Source organism: Pseudomonas sp. D3 (assembly GCF_029320995.1).
Lineage (GTDB): Bacteria > Pseudomonadota > Gammaproteobacteria > Pseudomonadales > Pseudomonadaceae > Aquipseudomonas > Aquipseudomonas paraveronii.
Genome location: NZ_CP119772.1, coordinates 6,063,949 through 6,088,024 on the forward strand (window position 1 = coordinate 6,063,949; position 24,076 = coordinate 6,088,024).

Sequence of the window (24,076 nt, forward strand, 5' to 3'; positions counted from 1 at the left end):
GCCCCCTCCCACATTTGATCGTTGTCGCTGACAGGAGAAGCGGTGTTTCAGTTGCTCGAAGCCTTCAAGGCGGCGTGTTCGGCCCTGGTAAAGAAATAAGCCACACCGAAAACCCAATGTGGGAGGGGGCTTGCTCCCGATGACGGTGGATCAGCAGCACATGAGTAGCTGACACTGCGCTATCGAGAGCAAGCCCCCTCCCACATTTGATCGTTGTCGCGTGTAGGAACTACGTTCAAACCACCTCCCGTCGCCGATCCTCCCGCGGACACTTGGCAAACCGCGCCCGATAACGGCGGGTGAAATACGACGGCGACTCAAACCCGCAGGCAAGGCTCACCTCCAGCACGCTCATGTCGCTCTGGCGCAGCAGTTGCCGGGCTTTTTCCAGGCGCAGGCCGAGGTAGAATTTGCTCGGTGTGTCGTTCAGATGCAGGCGAAACAGCCGCTCCAATTGGCGTCGCGTCACTTTGATCGCCTCGGCCAGGGCCAGGGTGCTCAGCGGCGGCTCGGTGTGTTGTTCCATCTCGCCGATCACCTGCACCAACTTCTTGTTGTTGATGCCGTAGCGCGTGACGATCTGCATGCGCTGGTGGTCTTTGCGTGGGCGGATGCGCCCGAGCACGAATTGTTCGGACACCTGGATCGCCAACTCGGGCCCATGGGCCTGGCTGATCAGGTCGAGCATTAGGTCGATGGAGGCGGTGCCGCCGGCGCAGGTGATGCGGCGGCGGTCGATCTCGAAGAGTTCCTGGGTCACCGTCAGCTGTGGATACGCTTCCTTGAACGCGTCGATGGCTTCCCAGTGCAGGGTCAGACGGTGGCCGTCGAGCAGCCCGGCTTCGGCCAGGATGCAGGCGCCGGTGTCGATGGCGCCAAGGGTCACGCCGTCATAGTCGAGGCGGCGCAGCCAGTGTTCGAGGGCCGGGGTGGCGAATTTGAGCGGTTCGAAACCGGCGACCACCATCAGCGTCGCGCCCTTTTTCAGCGGCTCCAGCGCGGCGTCGGCGTTGACCGACATGCCATTGCTCGCCAGCACCGCGCCGCCATCGGCGCTCAATACATGCCAGCGGTACAACTCGCCACGAAAGCGGTTGGCCACCCGCAGCGGTTCGAGCGCAGAGATAAAGCCGATGGCCGAGAACCCCGGCATCAGCAGAAAGTAGAAATCCTGGGACATGGTGCGCTCTCGTCGGACCGCCAGCGTGGTCACTGTGATACGCCAGTTCAACGGCCCATTCAAGAGCACAGGTCGCCGCAGTGCAAGAGCCGGTCGCCGCCGTGCGTTTTGTCGCCCCTCAAGCTGCGTAACGTGATCGCACGGCGCATAAAGACGCCGGCCCCCACAATAACGACCTGCCGAGGGAACCACCATGAACCGACTGATCAGCCGCTGCGTGCTCGCATTCAGCGCCAGCGCCATCTTGAGCACCAGCGTCCTCGCGGCCGACGCACCCTCCTGCCAGAACGTGCGCATGGGCGTGGTGAACTGGACCGACGTCATCGCCACCAGCGCCATGACCCAAGTGTTGCTCGACGGCCTCGGCTACAAGACCAAACAAACCAGCGCGTCCCAGCAAATCATCTTCGCCGGTATCCGCGACCAGCGCCTGGACCTGTTCCTCGGCTACTGGAACCCGCTGATGACCCAGACCATCGCCCCGTTCGTCGACGCCAAGCAGGTCAAGGTCCTCGACAAACCGAGCCTGGAAGACGCACGCGCAACGCTGGCGGTGCCGACGTATCTGGCGGACAAAGGCCTGAAAACCTTCGCCGACATCGCCAAGTTCGAGAAAGAACTGGGCGGCAAGCTCTACGGTATCGAGCCGGGTTCGGGCGCCAACACCCAGATCAAAGCGATGATCGCCAAGAACCAGTTCGGCCTGGGCAAATTCCAGCTGGTGGAGTCCAGCGAAGCCGGCATGCTCGCCGCCGTCGACCGCGCGGTGCGCCGCAAGGAAGCCGTGGTGTTCTTCGGCTGGGCGCCGCACCCGATGAACGTCAATGTGGCGATGACCTACCTCACCGGCAGCGAAGACGCCCTGGGCCCGAACGAAGGCATGGCCACCGTGTGGAGCGTCACCTCGCCGACCTATGCCGAGCAGTGCCCCAACGTCCACAAGCTGCTGACCAACCTGACCTTCACCGCCGCCGACGAGAGCCGAATGATGCAGCCGTTGCTGGATCACAAAGACGCATTCGAGTCCGCCAAGCAGTGGCTCAAGGACCACCCGCAAGACCAGCAGCGCTGGCTCGAAGGCGTGACCACCTTCGACGGCAAACCGGCCGCCGCCAACCTGCAACTGACCGGCAAATAACTGTATTTGACTCACCGTTTCGCGGTCGTCCCTGACCGCGAACGGCGCCCTACGCCTTGAAATCACACGCCTGTAAGGAACCTCCCCGATGAACCATGACGTCATCATCACCTGCGCACTCACCGGTGCTGGCGACACGAGCGCCAGAAGCCCCCATGTGCCGGTCACCCCCAAACAAATCGCCGCCGCCGCCGTGGAAGCCGCCAAGGCCGGCGCCACCGTAGTGCATTGCCATGTGCGCAACCCCGAGACCGGTAAGTTCAGCCGCGACGTCGCCTTGTACCGCGAAGTGATGGAGCGCATCCGTGAGGCCGACGTCGACATCATCGTCAACCTCACCGCCGGCATGGGCGGCGACCTGGAGATCGGCGGCGGCGAAAACCCGATGGAATTCGGCAGCAACACCGACCTGGTCGGCCCGCTGACCCGCCTGGCCCATGTGGAAGCGCTGCTGCCGGAAATCTGCACGCTGGACTGCGGCACGCTGAACTTCGGCGATGGCGACACCATTTACGTGTCCACCCCGGCCCAGTTGCGGGCCGGCGCCAAACGTATCCAGGAACTGGGCGTAAAAGCCGAGCTGGAAATCTTCGACACCGGCCACCTGTGGTTCGCCAAGCAGATGATCAAGGAAGGCCTGCTCGACGACCCGCTGTTCCAACTGTGCCTGGGCATCCCGTGGGGCGCGCCGGCCGACACCACCACCATGAAAGCCATGGTCGACAACCTGCCCGCCGACGCGGTGTGGGCCGGCTTCGGCATCGGCCGCATGCAAATGCCGATGGCGGCGCAGGCGGTGCTGCTGGGCGGCAACGTGCGGGTCGGCCTGGAAGACAACCTGTGGCTGGACAAGGGCGTACTGGCAACCAACGGTCAACTGGTGGAACGCGCCAGTGAAATCCTCAGCCGCCTGGGCGCGCGGGTCATGACCCCGGCCGAAGGGCGCATAAAAATGGGCCTCAAAAAACGCGGTTAACCCCCCTGCCCAAACCGGATCAAAACCTGTGGGAGGGGCGGTGCGACGATTCGACTTGCTCCCGATAGCGGTGTACCAGTCGATGCATTCGCTGCTGATCCACCGCTATCGGGGGCAAGCCCCCTCCCACAGGGGTACATCACACTATTCAGGAATGTCGCCATGCGCTTTATTACAGATATCAAAACCTTCGCCGCCCTCGGCAGCGGTGTGATCGGCAGCGGCTGGGTGTCCCGCGCCCTCGCCCACGGCCTCGATGTGGTGGCCTGGGACCCCGCGCCCGGCGCCGAAGCCGCGCTGCGCCAACGCGTCGCCAATGCCTGGGGCGCCCTGGAGAAACAAGGCCTGGCTCCCGGCGCCTCCCAGCAGCGCCTGCGCTTTGTCAGCACCATCGAAGCCTGCGTGAAAGACGCCGACTTCATCCAGGAAAGCGCCCCGGAACGCCTGGCGCTGAAACTGGAGCTGCACGGCAAAATCAGCGCGGCGGCCAAGCCCAATGCACTGATCGGTTCGAGCACCTCGGGCCTGTTGCCCAGCGAATTCTACGAGGGCTCGACCCACCCTGAACGCTGCGTGGTCGGCCACCCGTTCAACCCGGTGTACCTGCTGCCGCTGGTGGAAGTGGTGGGCGGCAAAAACACCGCGCCCGAGGCAATCCAGGCGGCGATCAAGGTGTATCAATCCCTGGGCATGCGCCCGTTGCATGTGCGCAAGGAAGTCCCCGGCTTTATCGCCGACCGCCTGCTCGAAGCCTTGTGGCGTGAGGCGCTGCACCTGGTCAACGATGGCGTCGCCACCACCGGCGAGATCGATGACGCGATCCGTTTTGGCGCCGGCTTGCGCTGGTCGTTCATGGGCACGTTCCTGACCTACACCCTGGCCGGCGGCGATGCCGGGATGCGCCACTTCATGGCGCAGTTCGGCCCGGCGTTGCAGTTGCCGTGGACCTACCTGCCGGCACCGGAGCTGACCGACAAGTTGATCGACGATGTGGTCGACGGCACCCGCGCTCAGTTGGGCCAACACAGCATTTCGGCGCTGGAGCGCTATCGTGATGATTGCCTGCTGGCGGTACTGGAAGCGGTGAAGACCACCAAAGCCAAGCACGGCATGACCTTCGCCGAATAAGGGAAACCCCAGCATGCCCGCACTGACCACCTACACCACACAGGTCCACCCCGACTGGGTGGACTACAACGGCCACCTGCGCGACGCGTTCTACCTGCTGATCTTCAGCTACGCCACCGACGCGTTGATGGACACCCTGGGCCTGGACAGCGAAAACCGCGCCGCCAGCGGCCATTCGCTGTTCACCCTGGAGCTGCACCTGAACTACCTGCACGAAGTGAAACTCGGCGCCGAGGTCGAGGTGCGCACCCAACTGATCGCGCACGATGCCAAGCGCCTGCACCTTTATCACAGCCTGCACTGGGTGAGCGACGACAAGGAACTGGCGGGCAACGAACAGATGCTGCTGCACGTCGACCTCGCCGGGCCGCGCTCGGCGCCGTTCACCGAGGCGACGCTGGAACGACTCGCGGCCATCCGCGCCGCGCAAGTCGACCTGCCCAGGCCCGCCCTCCTCGGCCGCGTCATTGGCCTGCCCGCGCCCAATAGCCCGAAAACGACCTGTTCATAGCCATCTGAGCCATTCGTGCATTCTGCCCTTGCCGACCGCTTGGGCGGCTACCAGAATCCAAATCAATCCCCCCGCTCCCTTCACCAGGATAAACGTCATGATGCACGCGGATTTGATTGACCAGGATGACCTGCTGAACCAACTGCGCTCGCTGGGTTTCGAGGTGTCCAGCGGCGCCAGCGCCGAGCAGGCCTGTGAATGTGCGGTACGCGGTTTGAGCGAGGCACGGGCCAAGGCGCTCAAGAAGATGGTTGAGCAGATGTACAGCGGCAGCGCGACGATTTTGCCGGCGGTGCGGCAGGCGATCGATAAGCAGTTGTTGCCGGCGCTGATGCAGTTCAAACAGAAATCTGGCGCCTGACAGACCGCTATCGGGGGCAAGCCCCCTCCCACCTTCGAAGGTATTCACAATTCAAATGTGGGAGGGGGCTTGCCCCCGATGCAGGCGACTCGGTTTAGAGCCTTACACTGGCAAACGTCGACTCGTTCCGCGCCTGGCTCAACGCCGACATCGGCCCCGACAACGGTGACAACACCAGCGCTGGCGGAATCGGCATCATCGCCACTTGCTGGGTGGTGTTGGAGCCGACGCGCTCATCCCGTGGCGGAATACCGAAGTATTCGCGGTAGCACTTGGAGAAGTGCGGCGTGGACACGAACCCGCATACCGACGCCACTTCGATGATCGACATCGGCGTTTGCTTGAGCAACTGCCGTGCGCGAATCAGGCGCAGCTTGAGGTAGTAGCGCGACGGCGAGCAGTGCAGGTATTTCTGGAACAGCCGCTCCAACTGGCGCCGCGAAACGGCGACGTACACCGCCAGCTCATCCAGGTCGATCGGCTCTTCGAGGTTGGCTTCCATCAGCGCGACGATTTCCTGCAACTTCGGCTGGTTGGTGCCGAGCATGTGCTTGAGCGGCACACGCTGGTGATCCTGTTCATTGCGGATGCGCTCGTACACGAACATCTCGGAGATCGCCGCCGACAGTTCACGGCCGTGGTCGCGGCTGATCAGGTGCAGCATCATGTCCAGCGGCGCGGTGCCGCCGGAGCTGGTGAAGCGGTTGCGGTCGAGGGTGAACAGGCGCGTGCTCATCGACACACGCGGGAAGGCTTCCTGCATCGACGCCAGGCATTCCCAGTGAACGCTGCAATCGAAGCCATCGAGCAACCCGGCGCAGGCCAGGGCCCAACTGCCGGTACACACCGCGCCAAGGCGACGCGACTGGCGCGCCTGGCTTTGCAGCCACGACACATGTTCACGGGTGACGGTGCGCTGGATACCCACGCCGCCGCACACGATGACAGTGTCCAGGGCCGGGGCTTTGTGCATGGAGGCATCGGGCGTGATTTGCAGACCGTCGCTGGCCCATACCTGGTTACCGTCGACACTCAGGGTGGTCCAGCGATACAACTCGCGGCCGGACAACTGGTTGGCCATGCGCAGCGGTTCCACTGCCGAAGCCAGGGAAATCAGCGTGAAATTGTCCAGCAGCAAAAAGCCGATGGATTGAGGCGCACGGTTCTGGGGTTGGGCCCCGGAGTTGAACGACGTCATCGCGGTATCTCCTCACACAAAGCGGGTGATGGCCTCAGGCGAGGCTCTTGTTATTGCGTTCTGCTCCAGCGCGGAGAGAGGCTTTGAATGGATAGAGCAAATGCCATGCCTAAAATTGAATGGCCATTCAATAACTCCTGAAAACGACCTCTTGATGTGTCTAGACAAGCCCCTGTGCGAAGTGCGGGATATGCCCCGAATCGAACGCCGAAGCGGCTCCGTTCAAGGGCCGTGAGCAGATCGGTAGCACTTGTGGGTAGGCGCTTTGAGGGTGAGGGCGGCGCCTGTCACCACAAGCACGGGTGACGGCTGGTCGAAGGGGAAAGTGTGTGGGGGGTACTTATCTGTTTGCGACGCGCTAAAAGGTGGCGCTTTTGGTTCTGGTGTTCACTTTATGAGCAGGGTTGTTTGGACTGGCGCTATCGGGGGCAAGCCCCCTCCCACACTCGACCGAGTTCCACCTTTGGAATGCAGTCGAGTGTGGGAGGGGGCTTGCTCCCGATGCAGGCGACGCGGTCTCAGCACTCAACCGCACTGACCGCCAACCCACCGCGCGACGTCTCTTTGTACTTGTCATGCATGTCCGCCCCGGTATCGCGCATGGTGCGGATCACCCGGTCCAGGGAGATGAAGTGCTGGCCATCGCCGCGCAGGGCCATCTGCGCCGCGTTGATCGCCTTCACTGCGGCAATCGCATTGCGCTCGATACACGGCACTTGCACCAGCCCGCCCACCGGGTCGCAGGTCAGGCCGAGGTTGTGTTCCAGGCCGATTTCGGCGGCGTTGCACAGTTGCTCCGGGGTGGCGCCGAGAATCTCTGCCAACCCCGCCGCCGCCATGGCGCAGGCTGAGCCGACCTCGCCCTGGCAACCGACTTCGGCCCCGGAGATCGACGCGTTCTTCTTGCACAGAATCCCGACCGCCGCCGCGCTGAGCAGATAGTCGACCACGTTGGCTTCGGTGACTTCGTCGCTGAACTTCATAAAGTAGTGCAGCACCGCCGGGATGATCCCCGCCGCACCATTGGTCGGTGCGGTGACCATGCGCCCACCGGCGGCGTTTTCTTCGTTGACCGCCAGGGCGAACAGGTTGACCCACTCCATCGCGCTCAAGGTCGAGCCGATCACGTTGGGCTTGCCCAGCTCCTGCAAACTGCGGTGCAACTTGGCGGCGCGACGGCGCACATTCAGGCCGCCGGGCAGGATACCTTCGTGCTTGAGGCCCTGCTCCACGCACGCCTGCATGGCGCGCCAGAGCGTCATCAGGCCGCTGCGGATTTCATCTTCGCTGCGCCAGACTTTTTCGTTGGCCAGCATCAGCTCGCAGACGCGCAGATTGTGGCTGTTGCACAACTGCAACAGCTCCACCGCGCTGGAAAACTCATAGGGCAACTCGGTGCGATCCAGATCCGCCACGCCGCTTTGGGCCTGGGCTTCATCCACCACAAAACCGCCGCCGACCGAGTAGTAGGTATTGCGATGCAACTCGCCGTCGTCGCCGAACACCACCAGGGTCATGGCATTGGGATGGAACGGCAGGTTTTCGTCGAGCAGGCGCATGTCCCGTGCCCAGACGAAAGGCACCGGCAAACGCCCGTCCAACAGCAGCGTGTCGGTCTCGCGCAGGGTTTGGATACGCAGGCCGATCTGCGCCGGATCGATTGCGTCCGGCCACTCGCCCATCAGGCCCATTATCGTCGCGGTATCGCTGCCGTGGCCGATGCCGGTGGCCGATAGTGAGCCGTAAAGCTGAACTTCGACGCGCCGCACCTGCTCCAACAGTTCACGTTCACGCAACCGTTGAACGAACAACGCTGCGGCGCGCATGGGGCCGACGGTGTGAGAACTCGAAGGCCCGATGCCGATCTTGAACAGGTCGAAAACGCTGATAGCCATTGCCGTGAAACTCCTCGATAAGCACAGGCCAGGCTTGAACGAGCTGCTACGCTCAGATCGCCCAGACGGCCCAGATGGCGGCATCATCAGGCTTTTATCCGTCATCACGGCGTCTCACACCGACGCAACCATGCTCACCAGCGTCGCTCACGAGCAATGGCCTGTTTTGGGCGTTTTTAGCGGTGCAGATGGGCAAAAACAGCCGTTTAGCCGTGGGAAAAACCTGTAAACGACGTCACCGACACTGGATGCGACCCTGCCTGTACTGGATACGACGCCCCCTGTAGGCGTCAGATTTTCACTGGTACATGATCAGTCTCGACTCGTTTGCAAGGCACCGTGCCGCCGTTTCAAAGCACGTTCCAACCGCAACACTTATAAAGCGCGGCGAATGCCGCCACAAAACACACAGGAGTCTAGCCCCATGAAAGGTTCACCCTCGTTGTTGTTGGCCGCCATGCTGAGTCTGCCAGTCCTGGCGCACGCTGCAGAACCGGCACAATGTCAAACCGTTAACTTCTCCGATGTCGGCTGGACCGACATCACCGTGACGACCGCGACCACCAGCGAAATCCTCAAGGGCCTCGGCTACAAGCCGCGCACCACGATGATTTCGGTACCCGTGACCTACAAGTCGCTGGCCGACGGTAAGAACATGGACATCTTCCTCGGCAACTGGATGCCGACCATGGAAAACGACATCAAGCAGTACCGTGATGCCGGCACCGTGGAAACCGTGCGCGCCAACCTGGAGAACGCCAAGTACACCCTGGCCGTCCCTGAGGCGCTGTATGACAAAGGCCTGAAAGACTTCGCCGATATCGCCAAATTCAAGGATGAGCTGGAAGGCAAAATCTACGGCATCGAACCCGGCAACGACGGCAACCGCACCATTCAAACGCTGATCGACAAAGACGCGTTTGGCTTGAAGTCGGCCGGTTTCAAAGTGGTCGAGTCCAGCGAAGCCGGGATGCTCTCGCAGGTCGAACGCGCCACCAAGCGCGGCAAGGCCATCGTGTTCCTCGGCTGGGAACCACACCCGATGAACACCCGCTTCAAGATGAAGTACCTGACCGGTGGTGACGATTCGTTCGGCCCCAACTACGGCCAGGCCACCATCTACACCAACGTGCGCAAGGGCTACACCCAGGAATGCAGCAACGTCGGCCAGTTGCTGAAAAACCTGTCGTTCACGCTGAACATGGAAAGCACCCTGATGGGTAACGTCCTGGACGACAAGATGAAACCCGACGCCGCAGCGAAAGCCTGGCTGAAGAAGAACCCGCAAGTGCTCGACACCTGGCTCGCCGGTGTCACCACCGTTGATGGCAAACCTGGACTCGACGCCGTGAAAGCCTACCTAGCCCAGTAGCACCGCTGACCCCGGGGCGGTGCGCTGCCCCGGGATGTTTTCCCCCTTCGCATGTGGACATTCACTACCATGCTGACTGAACAGAAAATCCCACTAGGCCAGTACATCGCTGCCTTCGTCGAATGGTTGACCCAACATGGCGCCAACTACTTCGACGCAATCGCATCGGCACTGGAAACGATGATCCACGGCGTGACGTTCGCGCTGACCTGGTTCAATCCGCTGGCATTGATCGGTCTGATTGCGCTACTCGCTCACTTTATTCAACGTAAATGGGGCCTGACGGTGTTTGTCATCGCCTCCTTCCTGCTGATCCTCAACCTGGGGTACTGGCAGGAAACCATGGAGACCCTGGCGCAGGTGCTGTTCGCCACCCTGGTCTGCGTGGTCATCGGTGTGCCGCTGGGCATTGTTGCCGCGCACAAACCGCTGTTCTACACCCTGATGCGGCCGGTGCTCGATCTGATGCAGACCGTACCGACCTTCGTCTACCTCATCCCTACCCTGACCCTCTTCGGGCTGGGTGTGGTGCCCGGGTTGATTTCCACGGTGGTGTTCGCGATTGCCGCGCCGATCCGTCTGACCTACCTGGGTATCCGTGATGTCCCGCAAGAGTTGATGGACGCCGGCAAGGCCTTCGGCTGCTCGCGCCGTCAGTTGCTCTCGCGCATTGAACTGCCCTACGCCATGCCGAGTATTGCTGCCGGCATTACCCAATGCATCATGCTGTCGCTGTCGATGGTGGTGATCGCCGCCCTGGTGGGTGCCGACGGCCTCGGCAAGCCGGTGGTCAACGCACTGAACACCGCCGACATCGCCCTGGGCTTTGAAGCCGGCCTGGCGATCGTGCTGCTGGCCATCATGCTCGACCGCATCTGCAAACAACCCGACGCCAAGAAAGTAGGGGGTGATGCATGAGCATTATCCGATTCGACAATGTCGACGTGATCTTCTCCAAAGACCCACGCGAAGCGCTCAAGCTGCTGGACCAGGGCATGAGCCGTAACGAGATCCTGAAAAAGACCGGCCAGATCGTCGGTGTTGAAAAAGCCAGCCTGGATGTAGAAAAAGGCGAGATCTGTGTGCTGATGGGCCTGTCGGGCTCTGGCAAGTCGAGCCTGCTGCGCTGCATCAACGGCCTCAACACCGTCAGCCGTGGCCAGTTGTTCGTCGAGCATGAAGGGCGCCAGATCGACATCGCCTCCTGCACCCCGGCCGAGCTGAAAATGATGCGCACCAAACGCATCGCCATGGTGTTCCAGAAGTTCGCCCTGATGCCCTGGCTGACGGTGCGCGAGAACATCAGCTTCGGCCTCGAAATGCAGGGCCTCCCGGAGAAAGACCGGCGCAAGCTGGTGGACGAAAAGCTCGAACTGGTGGGCCTGACCCAATGGCGCAACAAGAAGCCCGACGAACTCTCCGGCGGTATGCAGCAGCGCGTCGGCCTGGCCCGCGCGTTGGCGATGGACGCCGACATCCTGCTGATGGACGAACCCTTCTCCGCCCTCGACCCGCTGATCCGCCAAGGCCTGCAGGACGAGTTGCTGGAACTGCAACGCAAGCTGAGCAAGACCATCGTGTTCGTCAGCCACGACCTTGACGAAGCCCTCAAGCTCGGCAGCCGCATCGCGATCATGAAAGACGGCAAGATCATCCAGTACAGCGTGCCGGAAGAGATCGTGCTGAACCCGGCGGATGACTATGTGCGCACCTTCGTCGCCCATACCAACCCGCTGAACGTGCTATGCGGGCGCAGCCTGATGCGCACGCTGGACAACTGCAAACGCGTCAACGGTTCGGTGTGTCTTGATCCGAGCGGCGACTCGTGGCTGGACCTGGCCGAAGGCAACACCCTCCAGGGCGCGCGCCAGAATGGCGTGGTGATGAACCTGCAGAACTGGGCACCGGGGCAACCCGTGGAAGGCCTGGGCCGCGTGCCGACACTGGTGGATTCGAACATCGGCATGCGCGATGCGTTGCAGATTCGCTACCAGACGGGGAACAAGCTGGTGTTGCATGACAACAACAAGGTGGTGGGGATTCTTGGCGACAGCGAGTTGTACCACGCGTTATTAGGCAAAAACCTCGGTTAACAGACACCGCAAAAGCCATTGAAGAAACAGGGTCAAAATGTGGGAGGGGGCTTGCCCCCGATAGCGGTGTATCAGTAACAGATGAACTGACTGACACACTGCTATCGGGGGCAAGCCCCCTCCCACATTTTGACCAGATGGTGTCAGTGACGACGCCACCCGTTTTTACCTATCAGCTATAGACACGGCCAAGGAGCTGCCGATGGCTTTCAAACTGATCGAGCACGTCCCGGGTGATCTGTTCCTGGGCGAAGCCCATCAGGTCGTATTCCTGAGGCCCGTTGTGCAGGTACACCTCGGCACGGTAGTAACGGGTGCGCTCTGCCTCGGGCGGCTCGTCCGACGCCACCGCGTAGCCGTCCAGGCTCACTTCGTAGACAAACGGGTTGCCCTCTTCCATCTCGATGCGCACGCCGATGCAACGCTTGGATTTGCCCAACAGCGTCTGCACCTCCAGCCCCTGGTCGCGCAACGCCGTCGCCGCGTGTTCCAGCGCCGGCGTGACGTGCTTGTCCATAAAGCGTTGCACGGTGGACTGGCTCGGTTGCAGGTCCAGGGCGGTCAAGCGCTCGCTGAAACCACGACGGCCACGCTCGGCCAATTGCGCCTGCTCCAGCTCCGTCGCCGCGTCCTGGCGCATCGCTTTGTGCAAACCGAACATAAACACAATCAGCACCACCGAGAACGGCAGCCCCGCCAGCACCACCATGGTCTGCATGGCTTCGAAGTTACCCGCAAACAGCAGGCCGATGGTCACCAGGGTGATCACCGCCGACCAGAAGATCCGCAGCCAGTGCGGCGCATCTTCGTCCACGTTGCCGCCTGTGCAGGAAAGGTTGGCCATCATCACCGCGCCGGAATCCGCCGGGGTCAGGAACAGCACAAAACCCACGAAAATAGACACACCGATGACGATTTTCGACGCGGGGTAATGCTCCAGCAACTGGTAGATGGCCATCGACGGTTGTTCCAGCGCCGTCTTGCCCAACTCCACCGCCCCCTGGTTCAACACCAGGTCCAGGGCCGAGTTACCGAAGATCGACAACCACGCCAGGGTGAAGCCCAGCGGAATCAGCAGCACCCCGGCCACCAGTTCACGCACCGTGCGACCACGGGAAATCCGCGCGATGAACATGCCCACGAATGGCGCCCAGGAAATCCACCAAGCCCAATAGAACAGAGTCCACAGGCCCATCCAGCGTTCGGTCTTGTCGGCGTCGCCGGCGTACACGTACAGGTCGAAGGTTTTCAGGATGATGCCGTCGAGGTAGTCACCGGTGTTCTGCACCAGGCCGTTGAGCAGGTGCAAGGTCGGGCCGAACAACAGCACGAAGATCAGCAAGCCGCTGAACAACACGATGTTGAGGTTGGACAGGCGACGAATGCCGTTTTCCACCCCCGACACGGCGGCAATGGTCGCCACGGTGCTCATCACGATGATCACGATCAGCAGGTTGGTGTTGTTGTGCTGCATGCCGAACAGGTTTTCCAGGCCGGACGATACCTGCATCGCGCCGATACCGAGGTTGGTCACCAGGCCCAGCAGGGTCACGAACATGCCGAACCCGTCCACCGCGTGGCCGGCCGCGCCTTTGACCCAACGCTCGCCCACCAGCGGGTACAACGCCGAACGCAGGGCCAGCGGCTGGTTGTGCCGATAGGCGAAGTACGCCACGGCCAGGCCGACCAGGGCATAGATCGCCCAGCCGTGCAGGCCCCAGTGCAGGAAGGTCAATTGCAGCGCCTGGCGCGCCGCACCGTTGCTGGCGGCCGCGCCTTCAGGCGGGTTGAAGTAATGGTCCAACGGCTCCGAGGCGCCGAAGTACAGCAGCGAAATGCCGATACCCGACGAGAACAGCATGCCGGCCCAGGCGCCGTAGCTGAAGTCCGGGGTGTCGTCCTTGCTGCCCAGTTTCAACTTGCCGTAGGACGAAAACGCCAGGCCGACCACGAACACCAGGTAGGCGGCGATCACCAGCATGTAGTACCAGCCGAAACTTTTCGATAACCATGCCTGCGCCACGCCGAGCACCCGGCCGGCCTCTTGCGGGGCGATGATCAAAATGGCGGTCAACAACAGAATCAGCGCGGTGGAGGTGTAGAACACCCAACCGTTGACCCGCACCTTTTCCGGTGAGGTCTTTATTAGAGAGGCAGAACTCATGGCGCAGATGCTCCAGGCAGTGCGAGAGAGAAACACAAGGCAACGGTGATCCCGTGCTCATCGATTTTTCGGCAGTCGACGGACGGGTGTTATAAAGACACCCCGAAAATTCTTGAGGCCGCCGAGGCGGTGTTCAGGCTCTGAAATGGCCTGTTTCAAGGGTTTTTGCAGGTGTCAGATGTCGCCACCTACCCGTAGGAAATACCGGCAGGCAGCGGCAATTTGTCGCAGAGCTTATTCTTTGTTGATTGAACGTTCAATCAAAACAAAATAGACTGGCCATCAAGTCGACGGACGTTATCGCCCGCCGACAGGCCTGAGGAGAGGTACTCCATGCCCAAGGTCGGTATGCAACCCATACGCCGCCAACAACTGATCGAAGCCACGCTGACGGCCATCGATCAAGTCGGAATGGGAGATGCCAGCATTGCGCTGATCGCCCGTTTGGCCGGCGTTTCGAACGGCATCATCAGTCACTACTTCAAGGACAAGAACGGCCTGATCGCCGCGACGATGCGCTACCTGATGAATGTGCTGATCGATAACGTCCATGAACGCAGGCTGGCGCTGAACGATGACAGCCCGCGGGCACACATTCAGGTAATCATCGGGGGCAACTTCGATGCCAGCCAGGTCAATGGACCGGCAATGAAAACCTGGCTGGCCTTCTGGGCCGCCAGCATGCACCACCCGTCTTTGCACAGGTTGCAGCGGATCAACGATCAACGTCTGTATTCCAACCTGTGCTGCCAGTTCCGCCGTGAGCTGCCGTTGCCTGAAGCGCGCAGTGCAGCCCGGGGCCTGGCGGCTTTGATCGACGGTTTGTGGCTACGCGGCGCCCTGTCGGGAGACGCTTTCGACACGGCGCAAGCGCAACGGATCGCTTACGAATACATGGATTTCCAATTGGCCAAGCAGGTGAGTTAGAGCACACATAAACGCTCAACCCCTGAACGTCTGCCGCTCAGTGTTGCCACACCCCTATGGCCCACTTTGCGGCGGGTAACGCCAACCACTTATGCACTTGCGAGGACTTTATGGCCCGTTTCGACCTGCAAAAACTCTACATTGACGGCGGCTACAGCGATGCCGGCAGCGATGCCACCTTCGAAGCCATCAACCCGGCTAACGGTGAAGTTCTCGCCAACGTGCAACGCGCCACGAAAGATGACGTTGAACGTGCCGTGGTCAGCGCGGAAAAAGGCCAGAAAATCTGGGCCGCCATGACCGCCATGGAGCGTTCGCGCATCCTGCGTCGTGCCGTCGACATCCTGCGCGAGCGCAACGATGAACTGGCCGCCCTGGAAACCCTGGACACCGGTAAATCCTTCTCCGAAACCAAGTACGTCGACATCGTCACCGGCGCCGACGTGCTGGAATATTACGCAGGCCTGGTGCCGGCCATCGAAGGCGAGCAGATCCCGCTGCGCGACACCTCCTTCGTCTACACCCGCCGCGAGCCGCTGGGCGTGGTCGCCGGTATCGGCGCGTGGAACTACCCGATCCAGATCGCCCTGTGGAAATCCGCACCGGCCCTGGCTGCCGGTAACGCGATGATCTTCAAGCCCAGCGAAGTCACCTCGCTGACCACCCTGAAACTGGCCGAGATCTACACCGAAGCCGGCGTTCCAGCCGGTGTGTTCAACGTCTTGACCGGCAGCGGCCGTGAAGTCGGCACCTGGCTGACCGAGCACCCGCGCATCGAGAAAGTCTCGTTCACCGGCGGCACCGACACCGGCAAGAAAGTCATGGCCAGCGCTTCCAGCTCCTCGCTCAAAGAAGTGACCATGGAACTGGGCGGCAAATCGCCGCTGATCGTGTTCGAGGACGCCGACCTGGATCGTGCCGCCGACATCGCGATGATGGCCAACTTCTACAGCTCCGGTCAGGTCTGCACCAACGGCACGCGCGTGTTCGTACCCAAGCACCTGCAAGCCGCGTTCGAAGCCAAGATCGCCGAGCGTGTTGCGCGCATCCGCATTGGCGACCCGCAAGATGACAACACCAACTTCGGCCCACTGGTCAGTTTCGCCCACATGGAAAGCGTGCTGGGCTACATCGCCAAAGGTAAGGAAGAAGGCGCTCGCGTGCTGTGCGGCGGCGACCGCCTGACCGAGGGCGACTTCGCCAAAGGCGCCTTTGTTGCCCCGACCGTGTTCACCGACTGCACCGACGAGATGACCATCGTCCGTGAAGAAATCTTTGGCCCGGTGATGAGCATCCTCACCTATGAGACGGAAGAAGAAGTGATCCGCCGCGCCAACGACACCGACTTCGGCCTCGCCGCCGGCCTGGTGACCAAGGACCTGAACCGCGCCCACCGCGTCATTCATCAGTTGGAAGCGGGTATCTGCTGGATCAACGCCTGGGGCGAGTCCGACGCAAAAATGCCGGTCGGCGGCTACAAGCAGTCGGGCGTGGGCCGTGAAAACGGGATCAGCTCGCTGAACAACTTCACCCGCATCAAATCGGTACAGGTTGAGCTGGGCGATTACGCCTCGGTGTTCTAAAGCCGAGATTTGTATTGCCTTTGAGGCCGCTATCGGGGGCAAGCCCCCTCCCACATTTGATCGGGTTTACACAGTCAAAGGTGGGAGGGGGCTTGCCCCCGATGAGGCCCGACCTGACCACACTTCAAAGAGGGTGCATTCATGTCCCAAGAATACGACTACATCATTGTGGGTGCCGGCTCCGCCGGTAACACCCTGGCGACCCGTCTGACCGAAGACGAAGGCGTCACCGTCCTGCTGCTGGAAGCTGGCGGTCCTGACTACCGTCTCGACTTCCGTACCCAGATGCCCGCCGCCCTGGCGTTCCCGCTGCAAGGCCGCCGCTACAACTGGGCCTACGAGACCGATCCAGAGCCACACATGGACGGCCGCCGCATGGAATGCGGGCGCGGCAAGGGCCTGGGTGGCTCTTCCCTGATCAACGGCATGTGCTACATCCGTGGCAACGCCATGGACTACGACAACTGGTCGAAACTGCCCGGTCTTGAAGACTGGGCGTACCTGGACTGCCTGCCGTATTTCCGTAAGGCCGAAACCCGCGACATCGGCCCCAACGACTACCACGGTGGCGACGGTCCGGTCAGCGTGACCACGCCCAAAGCCGGCAACAACCCGCTGTTCCACGCCATGGTCGAAGCTGGCGTGCAGGCCGGTTACCCGCGCACCGAAGACCTGAACGGCTACCAGCAGGAAGGCTTCGGCCCGATGGACCGGACCGTCACGCCAAACGGCCGTCGCGCCAGCACCGCACGCGGTTACCTGGACACGGCTAAAAAGCGCTCCACCCTGACCATCGTCACCCACGCGCTGACCGACAAAGTGTTGTTCGACGGCAAGCGTGCCGTTGGCGTGCGTTACCTGATCGGTGCCGCCGAAGAACGCGTGGAAGCCCGCGCCCGTAAAGAAGTGCTGGTGTGCAGCGGCGCCATCGCCTCGCCGCAACTGCTGCAACGCTCCGGCGTCGGCCCGGCCAAACTGCTCGAAAGCCTCGACATCCCGGTGGTCCACGACCTGCCCGGCGTCGGTGAAAACCTGCAGGACCACCTTGAGCTGTACCTGCAATACGCCTGCACCCAACCGGTGTCGCTGTACCCGTCGCTGCTCTGGTACAACCAACCGGCGATCGGTGCCGAGTGGCTGTTCAACGGCACCGGCATCGGCGCTAGCAACCAGTTCGAAGCGGGCGGTTTTATCCGTACCCGTGAAGACTTCGATTGGCCGAACATCCAGTACCACTTCCTGCCGGTGGCGATTAACTACAACGGCAGCAACGGCGTGAAAGAACACGGCTTCCAGGCGCACATGGGCTCCATGCGTTCGCCGAGCCGTGGCCGCGTGCAGTTGAAATCGAAGAACCCACGGGACTACCCGAGCATCCTCTTCAACTACATGGCCACCGAGCAGGACTGGCAGGAATTTCGCGATGGCATCCGCCTGACCCGTGAAATCATGCAGCAGCCCGCACTCGACGCCTTCCGTGGCCGCGAAATCAGCCCGGGTATCGACGTGCAAACCGATGAGCAGTTGGACACGTTCATCCGCGAGCACGCCGAAACGGCGTTCCACCCGTCCTGCTCGTGCAAGATGGGCACCGATGAAATGGCGGTTGTAGATGGCGAAGGCCGCGTGCATGGCATGCAAGGCCTGCGCGTGGTCGATGCGTCGATCATGCCGATCATCACCACCGGCAACCTGAACGCGCCGACGATCATGCTCGCCGAGAAAATCGCCGACAAGATCCGTGGCCGCCAGCCGCTGCCGCGCAGCACCGCCGACTACTACGTGGCCGGCGATGCGCCAGTGCGGGGCAAGCCGATGCGTGAAGTGGGGCCGACCGCGCAGTAACTGAAAGACCGTGTCGCGGCCATCGGGGGCAAGCCCCCTCCCACATTTGATCGGGTTCACACGGTCAGAATGTGGGAGGGGGCTTGCTCCCGATGAGGCCCGACCCAACACCGCAAACCTTACGCCTACACTTTCCTTGATCGCCCCCCAGCCCAGGCCTACTCTGTTCCCCTGCCCGCGCTGAGCCGCCCACAAGGAAGGCCCCATGTTCGACCACCACGCCACACTCAAAAAGCATTTCAGTGCCCTGCGCACCACCGCCGACTTCTTCTCCCTGCGTTACGTGCGCGAATCCGGCCACTACCTGTCGGTGCGCAAGAACGTCGCCGCACCGCCGCACCTGAACCACGACGAAGGCGCCATGCTCACCGTGCGCGTCAACGGGGTCGAAGCCTACGCCGCGACCCACGATATTTCCCTGCCCGGCCTGCAAGCCGCGCTTGAGCGTGCCGAACAGCAAGCACGCCTGATCAAGCCCCATGCCCTGCTCGACCTGCGCGATCAACACGTATCCAGCGATGTCGCCGACTACCTGTCACCCAACCTTGCCCAGGCCTTTCCGTCCCTGAGCGACTGCTACCAGTTGCTCGGCGATGAATCCGCTGCCGTGCCCCAGGACGAGCGCCTGGTGAACTGGGAAGTCAGCCTCGGCTTGACCCACGTCGAGCAGATCTACCTCAACAGTGCCGGTGCCGAGCTGCGCCAGGCCCAGCGTTTTGTATTCCCCGGCGTGAACGTCACCGCCTACGACGGCAACGACAGCCAGTCGCGCACCTTCGGTGGCAGCAACTTCGGCCAGCAGGGTGGCTTCGATGTGATCGACCGCTTCGGCCTGGTCGGCGCCGCGCCGCGCATTGCCGACGAAGCCCTGCAGTTGCTGCTGGCACCGAACACGCCCCAGGGCCCGCGCGACCTGTTGCTGATGCCCGACCAGATGATCCTGCAGATCCACGAATCGATCGGCCACCCGCTGGAGCTCGACCGCATCCTGGGCGACGAGCGCAATTACGCCGGCACCAGCTTCGTCAAGGCCGAGGACTTCGGCCGCCTGCAATACGGCTCGCCCTTGCTCAACGTGACCTTCGACCCGGACATTCCCGAGCAACTGGCCAGCTACAGCCATGACGACGACGGCACCGCCGCCAGCAAGCAATTCCTGATCCGTGAAGGGTTGCTGCTCAAGCCACTGGGCGGCGCGCTGTCGCAGTTCCGTTCCGGCATGGGCGGCGTGGCCAACAGCCGTGCCAGCAGTTGGAACCGCCCGCCGATCGACCGCATGGCCAACCTGAATATCGAAGCCGGCGACCAGAGCCTGGCGCAACTGATTGGCGGCATCGAACACGGCATCCTGATGTCGACCAACCGTTCGTGGTCCATCGACGATGCACGCAACAAATTCCAGTTCGGCTGCGAGTGGGGCCAGTTGATCGAAAACGGTGAACTCAAGGGCGTGGTAAAAAACCCCAACTACCGCGCCATTTCCGCGCAGTTCTGGCGCAACCTCAGCGCCGTGGGCGACGCCAGCACCTTCAAGGTCCTGGGCACGCCGAACTGCGGCAAGGGTGAACCCAACCAAGTCATCCGCGTCGGCCATGCGTCGCCGGCCTGTGTGTTCAGCAACGTTGATGTATTCGGGGGAGATGCCTGATGAACCACTTCAAGGCATTGGTGGAGTGGCTCAAGCAAGCCCTCACCGACAAAGAACAATTTCACCTGGGCTATGCCGCAGAGTCGTCCGAATTCGTGCGTTTCAACCACGCCAAGGTGCGTCAGGCCGGCCAGGTGCAACAGGCCAGCCTCAACCTCAAACTGATCAACGACGGTCGCCATGCCGACCTCGGCATCACCCTCGGCGGCGAACCGGCGCTGGATCGCCAACGCCTCGCCGATGGCCTGCAACAACTGCGCGAAACCTTGCCGTTGCTGCCGCATGACCCTTACCTGTTGCTGAACCACAACGCCTGGCAAAGCCACAACGAACAGGCCCGGCCGCTGCCCCAGCTGGGCCAGGTGCTCGAAGACATCAGCCAGGCGGCACACGGGGTCGACCTGGTCGGCTTCTACGCCGCCGGCCCGATCAGCCGTGGCTTCGCCAGTTCCGACGGGGCGTTCGGCTGGCACCAGGCCAATAGCTTCAACTTCGACTTCAGCCTGTTCCACGCCAACGGCGAAGCGGTGAAAGCCAGTTACGCCGGGCACACCTGGAACAGCGCCGAGTTCGCCGCGCGCTTCCAGCAAGCCCGCGATCAGCTGGAATTTCTCGGCCGCCCGTTGCACACACTGGCGCCAGGACAATACCGCGCCTACCTGGCCCCGGCGGCGCTGGAAGAAATCATCAGCATCATCACGTGGGGCGGTTTTTCCGCGCAGGCCATCGCCAGCAAAGGCAGCTCGCTGCAACGCCTGTATGCCGGAGAGCAGGCGTTAAGCCCGTTGGTGACGGTGGATGAGCACATCAGCGGCTCCCTGAGCGAGGCGTTCTCCAGCGAAGGCTACCCGCGCAGTGACGTCACGCTGATCAACGCCGGCCAGGCCGACGGCCAACTGGTCAATTCGCGCAGCGCCGCCGAATACGGCCTCGGCGCCAACGGCGCCAGCAGCGACGAATCCCCCAGCGCCTTGCAGATGGCGGCGGGCAGCCTGGCCCAGGCCGATATCCTCAAGCAATTGGGCACCGGGCTGTACATCAGCAACCTGTGGTACCTGAACTACTCCGACCTGCCGGCGGCGCGCCTGACCGGCATGACCCGGTTCGCCACGTTCTGGGTGGAAGACGGCGAGATCAAGGCGCCGGTCAGTACCATGCGCTTCGATGACAGCGTCTACAGCCTGCTCGGCTCACAGCTCGAAGCGCTGACCGCGGAGCGCGAATTGCTGCTGTCAGCCAGCACCTACAGCCAGCGCAATACCGCGTCCAATCTGTTGCCGGGGGCGTTGGTCAAGCGCCTGACCCTGACCCTCTAACCAACAGCAATCTCCTTGTGGGAGGGGGCTTGCTCCCGATAGCGGTGTGTCAGTATTCGATGGACTGACTGACACACCGCTATCGGGAGCAAGCCCCCTCCCACATTGTTTTGTGTTGATTTCAGACGTCTTGTTTCGACATGTCCTACAGCTAAATCAGACCCCTCTCACCGCCCGCCCAAGGCCGGTTGTCGCCTGCAAAAAACCTCGTTATAACGGTTGGTGGCACCCTGCCATCCACCCACGTGCCCGCACGTGATGTATGACCTTGCCCGGGATAGGGCAAGCTGGAGCGTTGACATGAACCATGGAAGTTTTGTCATAGAAAAGCTGTTCAAGCACTACAACGTCCACGTAGAACAGTTGGGTTTCGATCCACAGAAACATCCGCAAAGGAAAACCGTGCTGTTGGTCAATGGAGCGCTGTCCACCACCCGCTCGTTTGCGCGCACCAGCAAGTGCCTCGCCGAACATTTCAATGTGCTGCTGTTCGACCTGCCGTTCTCCGGCTATTCGCGCGAACACAATACTGACCTGGACCTGGTGACCAAGGACGACGAGGTACAAATCCTGCGCGCGCTGGTGGAGCGCTTCCAGGTCAACCACTTGGTGTCGGCCTCGTGGGGCGGCATCTCCACGCTGCTGACCCTGGCGCACAACCCGCCCTCCATCGAAAGCTCAGTAGTGATGGCGCTGGCACCCAACCTCAACCCGGCGATGCTCGACTATGTCGAGCGGGTGCGCGTGCTGATCGAGGCCGATGACAAGTCCGCCGTCGGCCATTTGCTCAACGAAACGGTGGGCAAATACTTGTCGCCGCGGCTCAAGCGCAACAACCATCGGCACCTGTCGAACATGGCCACCACCGAATACCGCCAGGCGCGCTTTCATATCCACCAGGTGCTGGCGATGGGCGATGGCAACTACCTGCCGCAGCTCACCCGGATCGAAACACCGGTGCACTTCCTCAACGGCACGCTGGACGAATACACCCCGGCCACCGAGGCCCGACTGTTCAAGCAATACGTGGGCCGCAGCAGCTTTGCCGTCGCCGAACATACCGGGCATTTGCTCGATCTGGAGTCCCGCGAAGCGGCGCTGGCGGTCCACCGGGCGCTGCTGGATTTCCTGGTGGGCGAGCACGCGCCGCTGTCGGATTTAGACGAACCACCAGTGGGAAAAGGAGCGACGGATGGCGCATAATCGCCGACACATAGCCTCCTAACAAAAAGGGATCCCATGCCGAATCGTGCCCCTCTCGATGCCAAGACCGCCCGCTGGCTACCCTGGGTGGTCGCGATTGCCTTCTTCATGCAATCGCTGGATGGGACGATTCTCAACACGGCACTGCCGGCCATGGCCCGGGACCTCGCAGAGAACCCGCTGCGCATGCAAGGGGTGGTGATCGCCTACATGCTCACCGTCGCCTTGCTGATCCCGGCGTCGGGCTGGATCGCCGACCGCTTCGGCACCAAGAAAATCTTCTTTGGCGCAATCATGCTATTCAGCATTGGCTCGCTGCTGTGTGCGCTGTCCAGCAGCTTGACCATGCTGGTCGGCGCGCGGGTGGTCCAGGGCCTGGGCGGTGCGCTGATGCTGCCGGTCGGCCGGCTCGTGGTGCTGCGCGCTTATCCGCGCTCCGAGCTGGTGCGGATCATGGGTTTCATCACCATCCCCGGCCTACTCGGCCCGCTGCTCGGGCCGACCATGGGCGGCTGGATGGTGCAATACCTGACGTGGCACTGGATTTTCCTGATCAACCTGCCGGTGGGCATGATCGGCTGCTACGCCGTGTGGAAGTTCATCCCCGACCTGCGCGGCAGCGAACGCACGCGTTTCGATGGGAGCGGCTTCCTGCTGTTCGGCGCGGCGATGGTGCTGATCACCATCGCTATGGAAGGTCTGGGCGAATTGCACCTGCCGCACCTGCGGGTGATGTTGCTGCTGTTTGGCGGGCTGGCGTGCCTGGCGGCCTACTGGCTGCGCGCGGGGCATATCGATAACCCGCTGTTTTCGCCGGCGCTGTTCAAGACCCGCACCTTTGCGGTGGGCATCCTGGGCAACCTGTTCGCGCGCCTGGGCAGCGGCGCCTTGCCGTTTCTGGTGCCGTTGCTGCTGCAGGTGGCTTTGGGCTATTCACCGTCCCAGGCCGGGATGAGCATGCTGCCGCTGGCGGCGGCGGCGATGTTGGCCAAGTCCATCGCGCGGCCGTTGATCGAACGCCTGGGCTACCGCGTGGTGTTGACCGGCAACACCCTGGCCTTGGGCCTGATGCTGGCGAGCATGGGCCTGGTCAGCGAGCAGACCCCCTACCCGCTGCTGCTGGGCATGCTGGCGGTACTGGGGGCGATCAACTCCTTGCAGTTCACCGCGATGAACACCGTCACCCTGATCGACCTCGACGACGCCCAGGCCAGCAGCGGCAACAGCTTGCTGTCGGTGGTAGCGCAACTGTCCCTGAGCCTCGGCGTGGCCTGCGCCGGTGCGTTGCTTGGCGGGTTTACCGCCGAATCGGGCAACGACGGCGTGAGCACCGTACTCGGTGCCTTCCAGTTGACCTTCCTCACCGTGGGCATCATGGCGATGCTGGCGGCGGCGATTTTCCTGCAACTGTCGCCAAAAGACGGCAAACGTAGGGTCAGCCGCGAGCACGACATCGAACACTAGCAGGCGTCTCGTCGAGAACTTGCAGGGAAAATCCCACGGGGCTGGTACACTGCGCGACATTTTGTTTTGCAGAG

19 protein-coding genes are annotated in these 24,076 nt (G+C 62.1%); 15 read left to right on the forward strand and 4 right to left on the reverse strand.

The window, feature by feature from the left end; genetic code table 11:
* Positions 1 to 235: 235 nt before the first annotated feature.
* The gene (locus P3S72_RS28165; protein ID WP_276195224.1) at positions 236 to 1,180 is read right to left on the reverse strand and encodes a GlxA family transcriptional regulator; all 945 of its coding nucleotides are present in this window, start codon (positions 1,178 to 1,180) and stop codon (positions 236 to 238) included.
* A 193-nt stretch (positions 1,181 to 1,373) separates the two neighbouring features.
* Between P3S72_RS28165 and P3S72_RS28170 the strand changes: the two genes are divergently transcribed.
* The 5 genes from P3S72_RS28170 (at position 1,374) to P3S72_RS28190 (ending at position 5,294) form a co-directional block, all read left to right on the forward strand.
* Positions 1,374 to 2,318: a choline ABC transporter substrate-binding protein gene (locus P3S72_RS28170; RefSeq protein ID WP_276195225.1), complete on the forward strand. Its 945-nt coding sequence runs from the start codon at positions 1,374 to 1,376 to the stop codon at positions 2,316 to 2,318.
* Between the two features lie 88 nt (positions 2,319 to 2,406).
* Entirely contained in the window at positions 2,407 to 3,294 is an 888-nt protein-coding gene (locus P3S72_RS28175; RefSeq protein ID WP_276195226.1) for a 3-keto-5-aminohexanoate cleavage protein, read from the forward strand.
* A 162-nt stretch (positions 3,295 to 3,456) separates the two neighbouring features.
* Positions 3,457 to 4,422: an L-carnitine dehydrogenase gene (locus P3S72_RS28180; RefSeq protein WP_276195227.1), complete on the forward strand. Its 966-nt coding sequence runs from the start codon at positions 3,457 to 3,459 to the stop codon at positions 4,420 to 4,422.
* 13 nt (positions 4,423 to 4,435) lie between these two features.
* Positions 4,436 to 4,933, forward strand: a complete 498-nt coding sequence (locus tag P3S72_RS28185) for a thioesterase family protein (RefSeq protein ID WP_276195228.1) — start codon at positions 4,436 to 4,438, stop codon at positions 4,931 to 4,933.
* 97 nt (positions 4,934 to 5,030) lie between these two features.
* On the forward strand, positions 5,031 to 5,294 hold the full coding sequence (locus P3S72_RS28190; RefSeq protein ID WP_247397743.1) for a hypothetical protein: 264 nt from the start codon (positions 5,031 to 5,033) through the stop codon (positions 5,292 to 5,294).
* Positions 5,295 to 5,388: 94 nt separating this feature from the next.
* Here the strand turns inward: P3S72_RS28190 and P3S72_RS28195 are convergent, their stop codons facing one another.
* Both P3S72_RS28195 and P3S72_RS28200 read right to left on the reverse strand, forming a co-directional pair.
* On the reverse strand, positions 5,389 to 6,492 hold the full coding sequence (locus P3S72_RS28195; protein WP_247397746.1) for a GlxA family transcriptional regulator: 1,104 nt from the start codon (positions 6,490 to 6,492) through the stop codon (positions 5,389 to 5,391).
* Positions 6,493 to 7,010: 518 nt separating this feature from the next.
* Complete coding sequence (locus tag P3S72_RS28200; protein WP_276195229.1) at positions 7,011 to 8,387, reverse strand: L-serine ammonia-lyase; 1,377 nt, start codon at positions 8,385 to 8,387, stop codon at positions 7,011 to 7,013.
* A gap of 424 nt (positions 8,388 to 8,811) precedes the next feature.
* Here P3S72_RS28200 and P3S72_RS28205 point away from each other — a divergent pair, with 424 nt between their 5' ends.
* The 3 genes from P3S72_RS28205 (at position 8,812) to choV (ending at position 11,852) form a co-directional block, all read left to right on the forward strand.
* Complete coding sequence (locus P3S72_RS28205) at positions 8,812 to 9,759, forward strand: choline ABC transporter substrate-binding protein (protein ID WP_276195230.1); 948 nt, start codon at positions 8,812 to 8,814, stop codon at positions 9,757 to 9,759.
* A 69-nt stretch (positions 9,760 to 9,828) separates the two neighbouring features.
* Positions 9,829 to 10,677, forward strand: a complete 849-nt coding sequence (gene choW / locus P3S72_RS28210; RefSeq protein ID WP_276195231.1) for a choline ABC transporter permease subunit — start codon at positions 9,829 to 9,831, stop codon at positions 10,675 to 10,677.
* Positions 10,674 to 11,852 (forward strand): choline ABC transporter ATP-binding protein, encoded by a 1,179-nt coding sequence (gene choV / locus P3S72_RS28215; RefSeq protein WP_276195232.1) that lies wholly within the window; start codon positions 10,674 to 10,676, stop codon positions 11,850 to 11,852. Before choW ends, choV begins: the two co-directional genes overlap by 4 nt.
* Before the next feature lie 172 nt (positions 11,853 to 12,024).
* Here choV and P3S72_RS28220 read toward each other — a convergent pair whose 3' ends face one another.
* Positions 12,025 to 13,959: a BCCT family transporter gene (locus P3S72_RS28220; protein ID WP_276198002.1), complete on the reverse strand. Its 1,935-nt coding sequence runs from the start codon at positions 13,957 to 13,959 to the stop codon at positions 12,025 to 12,027.
* Positions 13,960 to 14,349: 390 nt separating this feature from the next.
* On the opposite strand from P3S72_RS28220, the gene betI reads away from it, so the two are divergent.
* The 7 genes from betI (at position 14,350) to mdtD (ending at position 24,002) form a co-directional block, all read left to right on the forward strand.
* Positions 14,350 to 14,943, forward strand: a complete 594-nt coding sequence (betI, locus tag P3S72_RS28225; RefSeq protein WP_276195233.1) for a transcriptional regulator BetI — start codon at positions 14,350 to 14,352, stop codon at positions 14,941 to 14,943.
* 110 nt (positions 14,944 to 15,053) lie between these two features.
* A complete protein-coding gene (betB, locus tag P3S72_RS28230) occupies positions 15,054 to 16,526 on the forward strand; it encodes a betaine-aldehyde dehydrogenase (RefSeq protein WP_276195234.1) in 1,473 nt (490 codons plus the stop codon).
* A 141-nt stretch (positions 16,527 to 16,667) separates the two neighbouring features.
* Positions 16,668 to 18,371 (forward strand): choline dehydrogenase, encoded by a 1,704-nt coding sequence (gene betA, locus P3S72_RS28235; RefSeq protein ID WP_247397767.1) that lies wholly within the window; start codon positions 16,668 to 16,670, stop codon positions 18,369 to 18,371.
* Between the two features lie 205 nt (positions 18,372 to 18,576).
* The gene (locus P3S72_RS28240; protein WP_276195235.1) at positions 18,577 to 20,019 is read left to right on the forward strand and encodes a TldD/PmbA family protein; all 1,443 of its coding nucleotides are present in this window, start codon (positions 18,577 to 18,579) and stop codon (positions 20,017 to 20,019) included.
* Complete coding sequence (locus tag P3S72_RS28245; protein WP_276195236.1) at positions 20,019 to 21,335, forward strand: TldD/PmbA family protein; 1,317 nt, start codon at positions 20,019 to 20,021, stop codon at positions 21,333 to 21,335. Before P3S72_RS28240 ends, P3S72_RS28245 begins: the two co-directional genes overlap by 1 nt.
* 300 nt (positions 21,336 to 21,635) lie before the next feature.
* Positions 21,636 to 22,538, forward strand: coding sequence for an alpha/beta hydrolase (locus P3S72_RS28250; RefSeq protein WP_276195238.1), 903 nt, complete (start codon positions 21,636 to 21,638; stop codon positions 22,536 to 22,538).
* A 36-nt stretch (positions 22,539 to 22,574) separates the two neighbouring features.
* Positions 22,575 to 24,002 (forward strand): multidrug transporter subunit MdtD, encoded by a 1,428-nt coding sequence (gene mdtD, locus P3S72_RS28255; RefSeq protein WP_276195239.1) that lies wholly within the window; start codon positions 22,575 to 22,577, stop codon positions 24,000 to 24,002.
* The last annotated feature ends 74 nt before the right edge of the window (positions 24,003 to 24,076 follow it).